Here is a 16344-nt window from a genome sequence, read left to right as displayed (position 1 = left end):
CTCCGCTCCACAGGCCCTTCGCGGCGGAGAAGGGCGTTCGCATAGCGTCTGGAATGCCTGGCATGGCCGCCGGCCAGGCAAGCCGAACGGAGGCCCAATTGCCGGCCAAGCAGGTGCTGTTCCGCTCCGCCGCACGGGAGAAGATCCTGCGTGGCGCCGGTGCGCTCGCCGATGCGGTCCGGGTCACGCTCGGGCCGCGCTCGAAGTCCGTGCTGATCCAGAAGCGCTGGGGCACGCCCATCGTCTGCAATGACGGCGTCACCATCGCCAAGGAATTCGAGCTGAAAGATGCGGAGGAGAATCTCGGCGCGCAGATGCTGCGCCAGGCGGCCGAGCGGACCGGCGACGCGGTGGGCGACGGCACCAGCACCGCGACCGTGCTCGCCCATGCGATCCTGGCCGACGGCATCCGCAACGTCGTCGCCGGCGCCAGCGCCGTGGACCTCAAGCGCGGCCTCGATCGCGGGACGCGCGCGGCGGTGGCGGCGCTGCAACGCCTGTCCCGCCCCGTGGAATCCCGCCGCGAGAAGGCGCAGGTCGCCACCATCTCCGCCCACAACGACCCGGCGATCGGCGAGCTGGTCGCCGATGCCATGGAGCGGGTCGGCAACGAGGGCGTGATCACGGTGGAAGAGTCGAAGACCACCGAGACGACGCTCGATGTCGTGGAGGGCATGCAGTTCGACCGCGGCTACCTCTCGCCCTATTTCGTCACGAACCCGGAGCGCATGGAGGCGGAGCTGGAGGACGCCTTCATCCTGCTCGCCGACCAGAAGATCCGCAGCCTGAACGACCTGTTGCCGCTGCTCGACCAGGTGGTGAAGGCCGGCCGGCCGCTGCTGGTGGTGGCCGAGGATGTGGAGGCCGAGGCGCTGGCGACGCTGATCGTCAACCAGCTTCGCGGCGGGCTGAAGAGCTGCGCGGTGAAGGCGCCGGGCTTCGGCGACCGCCGGAAGGCGATGCTGCAGGACATGGCGGTGCTGACCGGCGGCATGGTGATCGCCGAGGAGATCGGACTGAAGCTGGAATCAGCGCGCCTGCCGCAGCTCGGCCGCGCGAAGCGCGTGGTGGTGGACAAGGAGAACACGACCATCATTGGCGGCGGCGGCGAGCACGCCGCGATCGAAGCGCGCACGAAGGAGATCCGCCACGAGATCGAGAAGGCCACCAGCGACTACGACAAGGAGAAGCTGCAGGAGCGGCTGGCGAAGCTCGCCGGCGGCGTCGCGGTGATCCGGGTCGGCGCGCCGGCCGAGGCCGAAATGAAGGCGCGGAAAGAGGCGCTGGACGATGCGATCAGCGCCACCAAGGCGGCGGTGGCCGAGGGTATCGTTCCCGGCGGCGGCCTCGCCCTGCTGCGCTGCGTGGAGGCCGTGGCGGCCGAGGAACAGGCCTGCGAGGCCGATGAGCGGACTGGCGTGCAGCTGCTGAAGCGCGCGCTGGAGGCGCCGGCGCGGCAGATCGCGGAGAACTCGGCCGCCGATGGCGGCGTGGTGGTGTCGCGGATGATGGAGGGCACGGGCAACCGCGGCTTCGACGCGGCGCGGAAGGAGTATGTGGACCTGGTCGAGGCGGGCATCATCGATCCGACGAAGGTGGTGCGCGTCGCGCTGGAGAACGCCGTCTCGGTCGCCAGCGTGCTGCTGCTGACCGAGGCGACGATGACGGAGCTGCCCGAGCCGCCCCGGCCGCGCGCGGAACCGGCGGAGATGCCGTTGTGACGCCGCGCCGCCGCGTCGTCATCCTGGGGGCTGCGGGGCGGGACTTCCACGACTTCAACCTGCTCTATCGCGACGATCCGGCGCAGGAGGTCGTGGCCTTCACCGCCGCGCAGATCCCCGGCATCGCCGCGCGCCGCTACCCGCCCGAACTCGCCGGGCCGCTCTACCCGGCAGGCATCCCGATCCGCGACGAGGCGGAGCTGCCCGCGCTGCTGCGCCAGGGCGTGGATGCCGTCGCCTTCGCCTACAGCGATGTGCCGCAGGCGCATGTGATGCGGCTGGGCGCGATCGCGCTGGCGGGCGAGGCGGATTTCCTGCTGCCCGGTCCGCGAAGCACCATGCTGCCATCCCGCCTGCCGGTCGTCGCGATCTGTGCGGTGCGCACCGGATGCGGCAAGTCGCAGACCACGCGCCACCTCGCCGCACATCTGTGCGCACGCGGCCTGCGCGTCGGCGTGGTGCGGCATCCGATGCCCTATGGCGATCTCGCGCGCCAGGTGGTGCAGCGATTCGCGAGCCTTGCCGACATGGACGCCGCCGGCTGCACCGTGGAGGAGCGCGAGGAATACGAGCCGCACATCGCCGCCGGCGGCGTGGTGCATGTCGGCGTCGACACCGCGCGCGTGCTCGCGCAGGTGGAGGCGGAGTCCGACATCATCCTCTGGGACGGTGGCAACAACGACTTTCCCTTCATCCGACCGGACCTGCTGATCGTGCTGGCCGATGCGCTGCGGCCCGGCCATGTCGAGGGCTGGCACCCCGGCGAGGCGGTGCTGCGCATGGCCGACATCGTCATCGTCGCGAAGGCCAATGCGGCGCCGGCCGAGGATGTGGGCCGGGTGCTGGAGGCGGCGCGCCGGCTCAATCCTGGCGCGACGCTGCTGCGCGCCGGCTCCCGCGTCACGCTAAAGGACGCCGCCGCGGTGCGCGGGCGGCGCGTGCTGGTGGTGGAGGACGGGCCGACGCTGACGCATGGCGGCATGCCGTGGGGCGCGGGCCATGCCGCCGCGCTGGCGGCCGGCGCGGCAGAACTCGTGGATCCGCGTGCCAAGGCGGCGCCTTCGATCGCCGCCGTGTATGCGGCCTTCCCGCATCTCGGCCCGGTGCTGCCCGCGATGGGCTACGATACGGCGCAGTTGCGCGACCTGGGCGAGACCATCGGGCGCTCCGGCGCCGACGTCGTCGTCAGCGCGACGCCGGCCGACCTCGCGCGCCTGATCGCGCCGGGCCTGCCCATCATCCGCGCCCGCTACGACTACGAGGAGCTGGAATCACCGGGACTTGCAGCGCATGTGGACGCCTTCCTCGCCCGGCACGCCGCGCCGGAACGCAGGTGACGCCGCCATGCCGCGCAGCTTCCCCCTCTCCCGTGTCTACCAGCTTCTCGAACCGGGCCCGGTCGTGCTGCTGACGACCTCGCATCGTGGCCAGCACGATGTGATGGCGATGTCCTGGCACATGATGATGGAGTTCGAGCCGCCCCTGGTCGGCTGCATCATCGGCGGCGGCCATCTCAGCTTCGAGAACCTGCGCCGCGCGCGCGACTGCGTGCTCGCGATCCCGGAGGCGCATCTCGGCCGGCAGGTCGTCGGCATCGGCAACTGCTCCGGCCGCGGCAAGGACAAGTTCGGGGCCTTCGGCCTCACGCCGCGCCCGGCGAGGCATGTCTCGGCACCGCTGGTGGCGGAGTGCTTCGCCAACCTGGAATGCCGCGTCGCCGACACGCGCTGGGTGGACCGCTACAACATGTTCGTCCTCGAGGTGGTGCAGGCCTGGCGCGAGCCGGGCGTGCGGGCACCGCGGACGCTGCATCACGAGGGCTACGGACGCTTCGCGATCGCCGCCGAGCGCATCCGACTGGCCTCGCGCGCACGCTGACCGCGGCGCGCCGGCGATCGAAGGGAGGGAGCAGGCGCTATGAAACCACCCGCAGCGTCGTCCCCCGGTGCCGCAGCGCCGCTCGGCGGTCATGCCCGCATCGTGAAGGCGGCCGCGGCTGCGCGGATGCGGCCGAATCTCGCGGATTACGCGGCGACCTACCGCGATTTCGGCTGGGACAAGGCGCGCGCGCTGCTCGACGGCCTGCCCAACGGCGCCGGCCTCAACATCGCGCATGAGGCCGTGGATCGCCATGCCGCCGGCCCGCGCGCCGACCGCACGGCGCTGCGCTGGATCGGCCGCGGGCGCGAGCGCGACTTCACTTGGCGCGACCTGCGCGCGGAGTCGAACCGCGTCGCCGATGCGCTGCAATCGCTCGGCCTCCGGCCCGGCGCGCGGGTCTTCGTGATGGCCGGACGCATCCCGGAGCTCTACCTCGCCGTGCTCGGCGCGCTGAAGGCGCGCTGCGTGGTCTGCCCGCTGTTCTCCGCCTTCGGCCCGGAGCCGATCGCCATGCGGCTTGAGATCGGCGAGGCCGAGGTGCTGGTCACTACGGAGGCGCTTTATCGCCGCAAGGTGGAGGCTCTGCGCCCGCGCCTGCCGCAGCTGCGGCATGTGGTCCTTATCGGCGAGGGCGGCGCCGCGACCGCGGTGCCTGGGACGCGCGACTGGACGGCGATGATGGCGGCGGCGGGCACGGACTTCGTCATCCCGCCCACCGACCCCGAGGACCTGGCGCTGCTGCATTTCACCAGCGGCACCACCGGGCGGCCGAAGGGCGCGGTGCATGTCCACGAGGCGGTGGTGATGCATGCGATGACCGGCCGCTACGCGCTCGATCTGCATCCCGACGATGTCTTCTGGTGCACCGCCGATCCTGGCTGGGTCACCGGCACCAGCTACGGCATCATCGCCCCGCTCGCCAACGGCGTGACCAACCTGGTGGTCGAGGCGGAGTTCGACGCCCAGAGCTGGTACGACGTGCTGGAACGCGAGCGGGTCAGCGTCTGGTACACAGCGCCGACCGCGATCCGGATGATGATGAAGCTCGGCACGGCCGCGCTGGCCGGCCGTGACCTCTCGGCGCTGCGCTTCATGGCAAGCGTCGGCGAGCCGCTGAACCCCGAGGCAGTGCTGTGGGGCGTCGAGGCCTTCGGCATGCCCTTCCACGACAATTGGTGGCAGACCGAGACAGGCGGCATCATGATCGCGAACTACGCGGCGATGGATGTGAAGCCCGGATCGATGGGCAGGCCGCTGCCCGGCGTGACCGCCGCCATCCTGAAGCGCGATGAGGACGGCGGCGTCAGCGAGGTGACCGCGCCGATGCAGGAGGGCGAGCTGGCGTTGAAGGCGGGCTGGCCCTCGATGATGCGCGGCTACCTCAACGAGGAGGCGCGCTACCGCAAATGCTTCGTCGGCAATTGGTACATGACCGGCGACCTCGCGATGCGGGACGAGGATGGCTACTTCTGGTTCGTCGGGCGCGCCGATGACGTCATCAAATCCTCCGGCCACCTGATCGGCCCCTTTGAGGTCGAGAGCGCGCTGATGGAACACCCCGCGGTGGCCGAGGCCGGCGTGATCGGTAAGCCCGACCCGATGGCGGGCGAGATCGTCAAGGCCTTTGTCGCGCTCAAGCCGGGCCATGAGGCGAACGAGGCGATGCGGCGCGAGCTGCTCGGCCATGCACGCAAGCGCCTCGGTTCCGCGGTCGCGCCGAAGGAGATCGACTTCCGCGCCAACCTGCCGAAGACGCGCAGCGGCAAGATCATGCGCCGGCTGCTGAAGGCGCGCGAACTCGGCCTGCCCGAAGGCGACATCTCCACCCTGGAGAGCGACGAGCGATGAGCACGAAGGTCCATCTCGACCGCGCGCATGGCCTGCGCCTGCTGCGCGAGATGCTGCGCATCCGCCGTTTCGAGGGGAAGTGCGCGGAACTCTACCAGGCGCAGAAGATCCGCGGCTTCCTGCATCTCTACGACGGGCAGGAAGCGGTCGCGGTCGGCGTCATGCAGGCGCTCGGGCCCGAGGACGCGGTCGTCGGCACCTATCGCGAGCACGGCCAGGCGCTCGCCCGCGGCATCCCGATGGGCCCACTCATGGCGGAGATGTTCGGAATGCAGGAAGGCGTCTGCCGCGGCCGCGGAGGCTCGATGCACATCTTCGACCACGGGCGCCGGTTCTGCGGCGGCAACGCGATCGTCGGCGCCGGGCTGCCGCTCGCGCTCGGCTTCGCGCTGGCCGACCGGATGCAGGGGCGCCAGGCAGTGACCGCCTGCTTCTTCGGCGAAGGTGCCGCCGATGAGGGCGAGTTCCACGAGAGCATGAACCTCGCCGCGCTCTGGCGCCTGCCGGTGCTCTTCGTCTGCGAGAACAACCTCTATTCGATGGGCACGCCGCTCGGCATCGCCGAGGCGGAGACCTCCATCTGGCACAAGGCGGCGGGCTACCGAATGGGCGGCGAGGCGGTGGACGGCATGGACCCCGTGGCCGTCGAGGTCGCCGCGCGCCGCGCGGTCGAGCGCATCCGCGCGGACGGGACGCCCCATTTCCTGGAATGCCGCACCTACCGTTTCCGCGCGCATTCGATGTTCGATGCGCAGCTTTACCGCACGAAGGAGGAGATCGAGGCCTGGCGCGCCAAGGACCCCATCCCGCGCCTGCGCGACTGGATGGAACGCGCCGGCCACCTGCATGCCGGCGACATGGAGAGACTGGAGGCGGAGGTGGAGCAGGAGGTCGCCGAGGCCGTCGCCTTCGCCGAGGCTGGCACGCTGGAGCCGGTGGAGGAACTCGAACGCTTCGTGACGATGGACGAGGTGCCGCAATGAGCACCGCGCCCGCCCGCATCACCTATCGCGAGGCCTGCCGCGAGGCGATCCGCGCGGCGATCCTGGCCGATCCGCGCGTCTTCCTGATGGGCGAGGATGTCGGCCGCTATGGCGGCTGCTACGCGGTAACCAAGGGATTGCTGGAGGAGCTCGGCGAGGCGCGCATCCGCGACACGCCGCTGTCGGAAAGCGCCTTCGTGGGCGCCGGCATCGGCGCGGCGATCGCGGGGCTGCGCCCGATCGTCGAGGTGATGACCTGCAACTTCAGCCTGCTCGCGCTGGACCAGATTCTCAACAACGCCGCAACCATCCCGCACATGTCGGGCGGGCAGTTCGCCGTGCCGCTGGTGATCCGCATGGCGACCGGCGCAGGGCGCCAGCTCGCCGCGCAGCACTCGCACAGCCTGGAGGGATGGTTCGCGCACATCCCGGGCCTGCGCATCCTGGCGCCGGCCACCATCGAGGATGCGCGCCACATGCTGGCCGCGGCGTTGGCCGATCCCAACCCGGTGCTGATCTTCGAGCACATCATGCTCTACAACATGGAAGGCGAGCTCGATCCCGCCGTGCAGGGCGTGGATATCGCAAGCGCGCGCATCCGGCGGCCGGGCCACGACGTCACGCTGGTCACCTATGGCGGCAGCCTGTTCAAGACGCTGGACGCCGCCGAGGCGCTCGCGCGCGAGGGCATCGAGTCGGAGGTGATCGACCTGCGCGTGCTCCGCCCGCTGGACACCGCGACGATCATGCAGAGTGTGGCGCGCACCCGCCGCGTGGTGATCGTGGACGAGGGCTGGCGTTCCGGCTCGCTCTCGGCCGAGGTGGCGATGCGCATCATGGAGGAGGCGTTCTTCGAGCTGGACGCGCCGATCCGCCGCGTCTGCTCGCGCGAGGTGCCAATCCCCTATGCCGCGCATCTCGAACAGGCCGCGCTGCCGCAGCCCGGGAGCATCGCGGAGGCGGCGCGCGGCCTGGCGAGGCCTGCCCCGTGAGCGAGTTCCGCATGCCGTCCCTCGGCGCGGACATGGAGGCCGGCACGCTGGTCGAGTGGAAGGTCGCGCCGGGCGAGCGCGTGCATCGCGGCGATATCGTCGCGGTGGTGGAGACGCAGAAGGGCGCGATCGAGATCGAGATCTTCGAGGATGGCGTGCTGCGCGACCTCGTCGTCGCGCCGGGCAGCCGCGTGCCGGTCGGCGCGTTGCTCGCGAGGCTGGATGTCGCGGCGGGCGGGCCACCCCCGGCGCTCAGCGCGGCCGCACCGGCCGCGCCGCCCAGGGCCGCCGCGCCCGCGCCGGTCCCGCCACCGCCGCCTCCCATAGCCATGCCACCTGCCTCGCGGCATCGCGTGACGCCCGCCGCGCGCCGCCGCGCCGCCGCGCTCGGCCTGCCGCTCGAAGGGCTGCGCGGCACCGGCGTGGAGGGCGCGATCTGCCTCGCCGATCTGCCGCAGGCGCCACCGCGCCGTAGTAGCGGCTTCGACCCGGTCGGGATGCGCAAGGCGATCGCTGCGGCGATGGGCCGATCCAAGCGCGAGATCCCGCACTACTATCTCAGCCAGACCGTGGACCTCACGCCCGGGCTGGAACGGCTGGCGCGGCTGAATGCCGGGCGCGCACCGCCCGAGCGCCTGCTGCCCGCGGCGATGATGCTGCACGCGGCTGCCCGTGCCGTGGCAGAGACGCCCGAGCTGAACGGCTTCTGGGAGAATGACGCCTTTCGCGCCGCCGAGGGCGTGCATGTCGGCTGGGCGGTGGCGCTGCGCGGCGGCGGGCTCGTCGCGCCGGCGATCCGGGATGCGGACCGCCTCTCACTCGACGCGCTAATGGTGGCGATGCGCGACCTGGTTGCGCGGGCGCGCGGCGGCGGGCTGCGCGGCTCCGAGTTGACCGATGCGACGATCACCGTGACCAGCCTCGGCGACCGTGGGGCGGAGAGCGTGCTGCCGATCATCCATCCGCCGCAGGTCACGATCCTCGGCTTCGGCCGCATCGTGGAGCGGCCCTGGGTGGTCGCCGGCGCCGTCGTGCCGCGCCGCGTCGCGACGCTGACGCTTGCTGGCGACCACCGCGCCTCGGACGGCCATCGCGGCGGGCTGCTGCTGGCGCGGATCGAGGCGCTGCTGCAGAAGCCGGAGGAGCCGTGACGCGGGACGAGACACTGGCACTGGTCGCCGACATTCTCGGCGGCATCGCGCCGGAAGCCGATCTCTCGACGGTGCCGGGCGATGCCGACCTGCGCGAGGCGCTCGACCTCGATTCGATGGACATCCTCAACTTCGTCGCCGCGCTGCATGAGCGGACCGGCCATCCGATCCCGGAGGCGGACTATCCGAAGCTGCTGACGCTGGACGGCCTGGCGACCTATTTCCAGGCTGAGGCGCACTGAAGCGGAGCACGCGAAGGGACTGCCCAGGTGAACACGCCGCAGCGCAACCGCCGCGAACCGGCACGGGAGGCCCGCAAGCCGCCGACCGCGATGTGGTACCTGATCGGCGCGGTCGTCGCGGCGGTGGTGCTCCAGGCCTTCTGGGCGGGCAGCCAGCAAGGCGCGCCGATGCCGTGGTCGGAGTTCGAGCGCCTGCTCGCAGAGGGAAGGGTCGCGGAGGTCACCGTAGCGAATGACCTGTTGCGCGCGAGGCTTACCGAGCCGCTGCCAGACGGCAGGCGGGCAGTGGCGACGGTGCGCGTGGACCCCGCGCTAGCCGACCAGCTGCGCAGCCGCGGCGTCACGGTCGTCCGCGGGGAGCCGCCGGCGGGGCCACTGGCCGCCCTGCTCTCCTGGGTCTGGCCGTTCCTGCTGCTCTACGTCTTCTGGATGCTCATGAGCCGGTCCATCGTCGACCGGCACGGCCTCGGCGGCCTCATGTCCGTCGGGCGCTCGCGCGCCAGGGCCTATGTGGAATCCGACACGAAGGTCACCTTCGCCGACGTGGCCGGCGTGGACGAGGCGAAGGCCGAGCTGCAGGAGATCGTCTCGTTCCTAAAGGATCCGAAGGGATATGGCAGGCTCGGCGGCCGCGCACCGAAAGGCGTGCTGCTGGTCGGCCCACCGGGCACGGGCAAGACGCTGCTGGCGCGCGCCGTCGCCGGTGAGGCGAGCGTGCCCTTCTTCTCCATCTCCGGCTCGGAATTCGTGGAGATGTTCGTGGGCGTCGGCGCCGCGCGGGTGCGCGACCTGTTTGCGGAAGCCCGGAAGGCCGCGCCCTGCATCATCTTCATCGACGAGCTGGACGCGCTTGGGCGCAGCCGCGCCGCTGGCGGCCTGATGGGCGGCGGCTACGACGAGAAGGAGCAGACCCTGAACCAGCTTCTCGCCGAGCTCGACGGCTTCGACCCGAGCGCCGGCGTGATCCTGCTGGCGGCGACGAACCGGCCGGAGATCCTGGACCCCGCCCTGCTGCGGGCCGGCCGCTTCGACCGCCAGATGCTGGTGGACCGCCCGGACCGGCGGGGGCGCCTGCAGATCCTCGAGGTGCATGCGCGGCGCATCCGCCTGGTACCGGGGGCCGATCTCGACATGGTCGCGAGCGTCACCCCCGGCGCGACCGGCGCCGATCTCGCCAACATGCTCAACGAGGCCGCGCTGGCCGCCACGCGCCGAGGGGCGGAGGCGGTGGCGCAGCAGGACCTGCTGGCGGCCGTCGAGCGCGTGCTCACCGGGATCGAGCAGCGCAGCCGCGTGCTGAGCCCGGCCGAGCGGCACCGCGTGGCGGTGCACGAGATGGGCCACGCGCTGGTGGCCGCCGCGCTGCCGGGCGTGGACCCGGTGCTGAAGGTCTCCATCATCCCGCGCGGCGTCGGCGCGCTCGGCTACACCATGCAGCGGCCGACCGGGGACCGCTTCCTGCTGGCCCGCAGCGACCTGGAGAACCGGATCACCGTGCTGATGGGCGGGCGTGCGGCGGAGGCGCTGGTGTTCGATGGCGACGTTTCCACCGGCGCCGCGGACGACCTGCAGCGCGCGACGGAGGTCGCGCAGGAGATGGTGACGCGCCACGGCATGGCGGGCGGTGCGCTGGGCAGCCGCGCCTATGCGCCGCCGCGCCACGCCTTCCTCGGCGAGGTCGCGCTGCCGCCGATGCGCGCCGAGGTCAGCGAGGAGACCACGCGCGAGATCGACCTTGCGGTGCGCGACGTGGTGGATGAGGCGGCCCGCCGTGCCGAGGCGATCGTTGCCGCACGGCGCGCGGAACTGGAGGAAGGCGTGGGCCAGCTTCTGCTGCGCGAGACGGTGACGGCCGAGGATCTTCCCGCCCTGCGCGGCGACACCGCGCCGCCTGGGATCACGCGTCGTTGAAGTGCATGGGCGCCCGGTTGTCGACGATAGCGGCCGTCCGGCTTGACGTCGGTCAAGGCAATCCGCGCCCGGGCGACTAGGCTTTCCTCGGTGTCGGGCACGCCGGGCGTCGCGCGGCGCAGCGCCGGCGGCATAGGGAGCGAGACATGGCCGTTCCGCTGCAGATCACCTTCAAGGGCATCGAGGCATCGCCGGCGCTGGAGGACCGCATCCGCGAGAAGGCGGCGCGCCTCGATCGCTTCGAGCGCGACATCCTGCGCTGCCACGTCACGGTCGAGGCGCCCCACCGCCACCAGCGCCAGGGGCGGCTCTTCCGTGCCCGCTTGGAGGTCTTCGTGCCGCGCGGCGACATCGTCGTCACCCGCGAGAGCCCGCATGACCACGCCCATGAGGATCCCTATGTGGCGGTGCGCGACGCCTTCGATGCGGTGGTGCGGCAGCTGGAAGACCATGTGCGCCGGCAGGACCACCGGACGAGCCCGAACCCGCCGGTGCTGGCGCATGGTCGCGTGGCCCGCTTCGTCGCCGGCGAGGATTTCGGCTTCATCGAGACCGCGGATGGGCAGGAGGTCTATTTCCACCGCAACAGCGTCGCCGGCCACGCTTTCGACCGCCTGCATGTCGGCGACCCGGTCCGCCTGTCCGTCACCGAGGGCGAGAAGGGCCCGCAGGCCAGCGTCGTGCATCCGGCCGGCCGGAACCCCTGAAGCGACAGCGAGGGAGAAGCGCGATGGACGAACAACGGCGCGAGGGCAACGCCGGAGCCGGGCCTGCCAGCCGCGACGAGATCATCGGCATCCTGGGTCCTTTGGACGAGGTGCTGCTCATCGACATCCAGCGAACCGGGGCGAGTGCGGCGGACGTGCTGGAGGCCTTCACGCGCCTGCAGGAGGATGACGCCGTCGGCCGGGCGGCGCGGCGCGGCGCGGAGGCAACGGTCACCGCGGTGATGGCGATCCTGGAGGCGGCAGAGCTCAAACCCGAGAGGGACTGAACGCCGCGTAGAGCGTCGACGAGAGGGAAGACGGCGCGTCACGCGGCGCCGCGCCAGGCGGCGTCGAGCGTGCCGTCGGCGGCCATGCCGATCCGCGTCCCGAAGCGGAGGCTCTCGCGGTCGAGCGTGTCGCGCAGCCATCCCGCATCCGCGGCGGAGGCGCGGTTCAGCCGGAACCGGCCGATGCGGAACGGCACCAGCGTCAGCCCGAGCAGCTCGCCCGTCGCGGCGGAGAGCCGGGGCAGGTAGAGCAGCGTGAGATCGCCGCGGAATTCCTCGTAGCCCTCGATCCCCTCGTAGTCGTTGATGAAATCGCCGGCGCCGTAGAGGATCAGCCGATTGCGGTGCACCTCGATCCCGAGCGGGTGATGCGAGGAATGGCCATGCACGACGTCGAACCCGGCTTCGTCGATCAGCGCATGCGCGGCGTCACGGAGTTCGCGCGGAATGTCGTAGCCCCAATTCGGCCCCCAGTGGATCGAGGCGACCGCGATGTCGCCGGACCGCTTCGCCGCGCGCAGCAGCGTCGCCAGGCGCGGGACGGCGGCGGAGAGCGGCTCCTGCAGCAGATGCACGCCCGGCTGCGTCGCCGTCGCGGCCCAGCCCGCGGGGATGCCACTGCTCGTCGTCCCGGCGGCCAGGACGAGGAGGCGCCCGCCAGCACTGAGCGGCATCACCGCCGGCTGTTCCGCCTGCGCGGCGTTCCGGCCGGCGCCGGCGGTGGCGATGCCGGCCTGCGCCAGCGTGCCCAGCGTCTGCAGCAGCCCCCCGCGGCCCCAGTCCAGCACATGGTTGTTGGCCAGGACGCAGCACTCGATTCCGGCCGCCCGCAGGCAGCCGATGTTGTCGGGGTGCATGCGGTAGTGGATGCCCTTCGCCTCGGGGCTGTCGCTGGTGGTCACGCTGGTCTCGAGGTTCACGATGCGGATCGCGGCGCTGCGGAGGGCCGGCAGCGCGTCGCCCCAGACATAGGCGAACCCGGCGGGGCGCCGGATCGGGCCGTTCCGCCGCTCCGCCAAAGCGAGATAGGTCAGCGCGGAGCGCGCGTGGCACTCATGGATCGCCGGGTCGCCCGGATGCGGCAGGATCTGGTCGATGCCGCGCCCGAGCATCACGTCGCCGGTCAACGCCACGCTGTGCATCCGCGTCGTTCCTCCCGCAGGCACAGCATCGTCCATGATGGCGGCCACCCCTCCCTCGCCATCCTTCGAGCACGATCGCGTGACGCGCGCTTCCGCGACACGCCGCATGGCATGAAGGGTCCATGCGCTGCGCCGTGGGGCCGCGCGAATTGCGCCAGCGCAAGAACCCGGCCGCGCCGCCAGCCTAGCATGCATCGGATCTCCTGAGGCAGTGCGGTCTCCATGCCTGGCAGCAAGGAAGCTCGAACGGGGCGCACCGCGACGATGCAGAACCGCCAGGTCGCCGAGCGCCTGCGCGAGGCGGCGGACATCCTCGCCGCCCAGGGCGACGGTCCCTTCCGCGCCAACGCCTATCGCCGCGCGGCGGAGGCGGTGATGGCGCTGCGCGAGGATCTTCCCGCACTCGCCGAGGCCGGTGGCCGGCCGGCGCTGGAGGCCATTCCCGGCGTCGGCCCCTCGATCGCCGCCGCGATCGCGGAGATGCTGACCACGGGCCGCTGGGCCTATCTCGACCGCCTGCGCGGCAGCGCCGACCCGGAGCATCTGTTCCGCCTGGTGCCCGGCATCGGCGCGCGGCTTGCGCACCGCATCCATGAGGATCTGCACATCGAGACGCTGGAGGCGCTTGAAACCGCGGCGCATGACGGCCGTCTTGCCGGGCTGCGCGGCTTCGGCGAGCGTCGCGCGGCGATGGTGCGCGGCGCGCTTGCCGGCATGCTCGGCCGGCTGCGTCCGGCCGTCGTCCTGGACACGACGCAGGAGCCGCCGGTCGACCTGCTGCTCGACATCGACCGCGAGTACCGCGAGCGCGCGGCACGCGATGAACTGCCGCAGATCGCGCCGAAGCGATTCAATCCGTCCGGCGAGGCCTCGCTGCCGGTGCTGCACACGCGCCGCGGCGACTGGCACCTCACCGCGCTGCGCTCCAACACCGCCCTCGCGCATCGGCTCGGCAAGGTGGAGGACTGGATAGTCATCTACTTCCACCGCGAGGGCCGGCCCGAGGGTCGCCGCACTGTGGTGACGGAGACACATGGCGCGCTGCGCGGCCAGCGCACCGTGCGCGGACGCGAGGCCGAATGCGAATCCATGGCGCCCTACGGGCAAGGGAGGGAGGCATCATGAGCAGCGACACGGACAGGCTGGCCCGCATCCGCGCCGCGATCGACTCGGAGCCGCGCATCCGCCCGACCGGCGGCCCGATCCATCTCGCCTTCCTCGGCCGCGACCTGCTGGTCGAGGGCGAGGTGGACCACGTCACGGGCAAGAAGCTGGCCCTGCGCGCGGCCGCGCGCGCCTCGGGCGCCGACATCGTGGACCGGCTGCATGTGCGCCCGGCGGTGCCGATGGGCGATGGCGCCATCCGCACGCATCTGTGCGATGCGCTGCTTGGCGAGCCGGTGCTGGCGGATTGCGCGATCGCAGCGTGGAACGGCGACCGTCTGGAGACGATCCGTGACACGGACGGCGCGACCGGGCGTATCGAGGTCCGCGTGCAGGACGGCGTGGTGACCCTGGACGGCGAGGTCGCGGGGCACGGCCGCAAGCGCTTCGCCGGCGTGCTCGCCTGGTGGGTGCCGGGCAGCCGCGACGTCGTCAACGGCCTCGGCGTCAGCCCGCCCGAGACGGACGATGACGGCGCCATCACCGACACCGTGCGCCAGGTGCTGGAGAAGGATCCGCTGGTCGCCAGCGCGGCCATCGAGGTCGGCACGCGGGCGGGCGAGGTGACGCTGCTCGGCTCGGTGCCGAGCGAGCAGGAACGCCACCTGGCGGAGGCCGATGCCTGGTATGTCTTCGGCGTGGATGCCGTGCTGAACCGGCTCGACGTGCAACCCTGAGGGAGGCCGGCGATGCAGGCCAGGACCCTCTCCGCCTATGAACGGATGAGCCCGTTCGAGATCAAGGACGAGTTGATCCGGCTCGCGACCGACCGGAAGGGCGCGCGGCTGTTCCTCGATGCCGGGCGCGGCAACCCGAACTGGCTCGCCACCGCGCCGCGCGACGCCTTCTTCCTGCTCGGCCAGTTCACCATGGCGGAAAGCCGGCGCAGCATGGACCAGCCGCCCGGCCTCGGCGGGCTGCCGCAGCCGGACGGCATCGCCGCGCGCTGCGATGCATGGCTGGCGCAGCATGCGGAAGCGCCGGGCGCGGGCTTCCTGCAGGCCGCGATCGCGCTGGCCGTCGCGCGGTTCGGCTTCCGCGCCGACGCCTTCGTGCACGAGCTCGCCGATGCGGTCGCCGGCAGCCACTACCCGATGCCCGTCCGCATGCTGCCCCATGCCGAGACCATCGTGGAGGCATATCTGCGGCAGGTCGTCTGCGGCGGGGCGACGCTGCCGGGCCGCTTCCGGCTGTTCGCGACCGAGGGCGCGACGGCGGGCATCTGCTACCTGCTGCGGTCGCTGCGCGCCAACCGCATCCTGGTGCCGGGCGACGCCATCGCCCTCGGCTGCCCCCTCTTCACGCCCTATATCGAGCTGACGCGGCTGGCGGAGTACGGCCTTCGCGTGACGCATGTGCAGGCGCGCGCGGAGGATCGCTTCCAGTTCTCCGATGCGGAACTCGCGAAGCTCGAGGATCCGCGCATCAAGGCGTTCTTCCTGGTCAATCCGGGCAATCCGACCTCGGTTGCGCTCGAGCCGCGCGTGCTGGAGCGGATCGTCGCGATTTTGCGCGGGCCTCGGCCCGACCTGCTGGTGGTGACGGACGACGTCTACGCCACCTTCGTCGAGGGCTTCCGCTCGCTGCTGGCGGAGGCCCCGCGCAACACCATCGGGCTCTACTCCTTCTCCAAGTATTTCGGTTGCACCGGCTGGCGCCTCGGCGTGGTGGCCCTGCAGGAGGACAACATCCTCGACGCGATGCTCGCGGCGCGGCCGGATGCGGCGGCCGAGGCGCAGGATGCGCGCTACGCGGCGCTCTCACCCGAACCCAGGCGGCTTGCCCTCCTCGACCGCATGGCGGCGGACAGCCGCGATGTCGGGCTGAACCACACGGCGGGCCTGTCGCCGCCGCAGCAGGCGATGATGACGCTCTTCGCCCTGTCCGAGCTGATGGATGAGACGGGCGACTATCGCGAGGCCTGCCGGGCGATCCTGCGCCGGCGCTCCGACGCGCTGCTGCACGCACTCGGCATCGACGGGCAGCCGAACCCGCTGTTCGACCACTACTATGGTCTGATCGATCTCGGATATTGGCTGCGCACGCATCTCGGCGAGGAGGTCGCCGCCTGGGTGGCGCGCAACGTGCATCCGCTCGATCTGGTGTTTCGCCTGGCGGAACGTCACGGCATCGTGCTGCTGAATGGCGGCGGCTTCCACGCGCCGGGGTGGTCCGCGCGCGTGTCCTTCGCGAACCTGCCGGACGCCGCCTATGACGAGATCGGCCGCGCCATCCGCGCCATAGCGGAGGAGTATGCCCGTGCCGCGGCGGCCGGCCCCGCAAAAGGCGCGGCAAGCAACGGGGAGCGAGCATAG

At 71.7% G+C, this 16344-nt stretch carries 15 protein-coding genes; 14 read left to right on the top strand and 1 reads right to left on the bottom strand.

The genetic code is table 11. The annotated features are described in order from the left end of the window. The first annotated feature begins 98 nt into the window (after positions 1-98). The 11 genes from groL to DFH01_RS20550 all read left to right on the top strand — a co-directional run bounded on the left by groL (position 99) and on the right by DFH01_RS20550 (position 11723). Positions 99-1721, top strand: coding sequence for a chaperonin GroEL (groL, locus tag DFH01_RS20600; protein WP_109872425.1), 1623 nt, complete (start codon positions 99-101; stop codon positions 1719-1721). Beyond that, positions 1718-3058 carry a GTPase gene (locus tag DFH01_RS20595; protein WP_109872326.1) on the top strand — a complete coding sequence of 447 codons (1341 nt, stop codon included), beginning with the start codon at positions 1718-1720 and terminating at the stop codon, positions 3056-3058. Before groL ends, DFH01_RS20595 begins: the two co-directional genes overlap by 4 nt. Before the next feature lie 7 nt (positions 3059-3065). After that, positions 3066-3599, top strand: a complete 534-nt coding sequence (locus tag DFH01_RS20590; RefSeq protein WP_109872424.1) for a flavin reductase family protein — start codon at positions 3066-3068, stop codon at positions 3597-3599. 39 nt (positions 3600-3638) lie between these two features. Further along, positions 3639-5450: an acetate--CoA ligase gene (acsA, locus tag DFH01_RS20585; RefSeq protein ID WP_109872325.1), complete on the top strand. Its 1812-nt coding sequence runs from the start codon at positions 3639-3641 to the stop codon at positions 5448-5450. After that, complete coding sequence (gene pdhA / locus DFH01_RS20580) at positions 5447-6433, top strand: pyruvate dehydrogenase (acetyl-transferring) E1 component subunit alpha (protein ID WP_109872324.1); 987 nt, start codon at positions 5447-5449, stop codon at positions 6431-6433. The genes acsA and pdhA overlap by 4 nt, the downstream gene beginning before the upstream one ends. Further along, a complete protein-coding gene (locus DFH01_RS20575) occupies positions 6430-7425 on the top strand; it encodes an alpha-ketoacid dehydrogenase subunit beta (RefSeq protein ID WP_109872323.1) in 996 nt (331 codons plus the stop codon). The genes pdhA and DFH01_RS20575 overlap by 4 nt, the downstream gene beginning before the upstream one ends. Then, a complete protein-coding gene (locus tag DFH01_RS20570; RefSeq protein ID WP_109872322.1) occupies positions 7422-8576 on the top strand; it encodes a dihydrolipoamide acetyltransferase family protein in 1155 nt (384 codons plus the stop codon). Before DFH01_RS20575 ends, DFH01_RS20570 begins: the two co-directional genes overlap by 4 nt. Continuing rightward, the gene (locus DFH01_RS20565) at positions 8573-8818 is read left to right on the top strand and encodes an acyl carrier protein (protein ID WP_109872321.1); all 246 of its coding nucleotides are present in this window, start codon (positions 8573-8575) and stop codon (positions 8816-8818) included. The genes DFH01_RS20570 and DFH01_RS20565 overlap by 4 nt, the downstream gene beginning before the upstream one ends. 27 nt (positions 8819-8845) lie before the next feature. Next, complete coding sequence (ftsH, locus tag DFH01_RS20560; RefSeq protein WP_408609210.1) at positions 8846-10729, top strand: ATP-dependent zinc metalloprotease FtsH; 1884 nt, start codon at positions 8846-8848, stop codon at positions 10727-10729. A gap of 146 nt (positions 10730-10875) precedes the next feature. After that, positions 10876-11436 (top strand): HPF/RaiA family ribosome-associated protein, encoded by a 561-nt coding sequence (locus DFH01_RS20555; protein ID WP_109872320.1) that lies wholly within the window; start codon positions 10876-10878, stop codon positions 11434-11436. Between the two features lie 23 nt (positions 11437-11459). Beyond that, the gene (locus tag DFH01_RS20550) at positions 11460-11723 is read left to right on the top strand and encodes a hypothetical protein (protein WP_109872319.1); all 264 of its coding nucleotides are present in this window, start codon (positions 11460-11462) and stop codon (positions 11721-11723) included. Positions 11724-11761: 38 nt separating this feature from the next. On the opposite strand, the gene DFH01_RS20545 is transcribed toward DFH01_RS20550, so the two are convergent. Next, positions 11762-12865: a CapA family protein gene (locus tag DFH01_RS20545; RefSeq protein ID WP_109872318.1), complete on the bottom strand. Its 1104-nt coding sequence runs from the start codon at positions 12863-12865 to the stop codon at positions 11762-11764. A 222-nt stretch (positions 12866-13087) separates the two neighbouring features. Between DFH01_RS20545 and DFH01_RS20540 the strand changes: the two genes are divergently transcribed. The 3 genes from DFH01_RS20540 to DFH01_RS20530 are packed head-to-tail and all read left to right on the top strand — an operon-like array spanning position 13088 to position 16344. Beyond that, on the top strand, positions 13088-13990 hold the full coding sequence (locus tag DFH01_RS20540; RefSeq protein ID WP_199231306.1) for a helix-hairpin-helix domain-containing protein: 903 nt from the start codon (positions 13088-13090) through the stop codon (positions 13988-13990). Next, entirely contained in the window at positions 13987-14706 is a 720-nt protein-coding gene (locus DFH01_RS20535; protein WP_109872316.1) for a BON domain-containing protein, read from the top strand. The genes DFH01_RS20540 and DFH01_RS20535 overlap by 4 nt, the downstream gene beginning before the upstream one ends. A gap of 12 nt (positions 14707-14718) precedes the next feature. Further along, a complete protein-coding gene (locus DFH01_RS20530) occupies positions 14719-16344 on the top strand; it encodes a bifunctional aspartate transaminase/aspartate 4-decarboxylase (protein ID WP_109872315.1) in 1626 nt (541 codons plus the stop codon).

It is taken from the genome of Falsiroseomonas bella, assembly GCF_003173615.1.
Classification (GTDB): Bacteria; Pseudomonadota; Alphaproteobacteria; order Acetobacterales; family Acetobacteraceae; genus Falsiroseomonas; species Falsiroseomonas bella.
The sequence above is the reverse complement of the archived record's forward strand: the minus strand, read 5'-3'. Positions and strand labels throughout refer to the sequence as shown.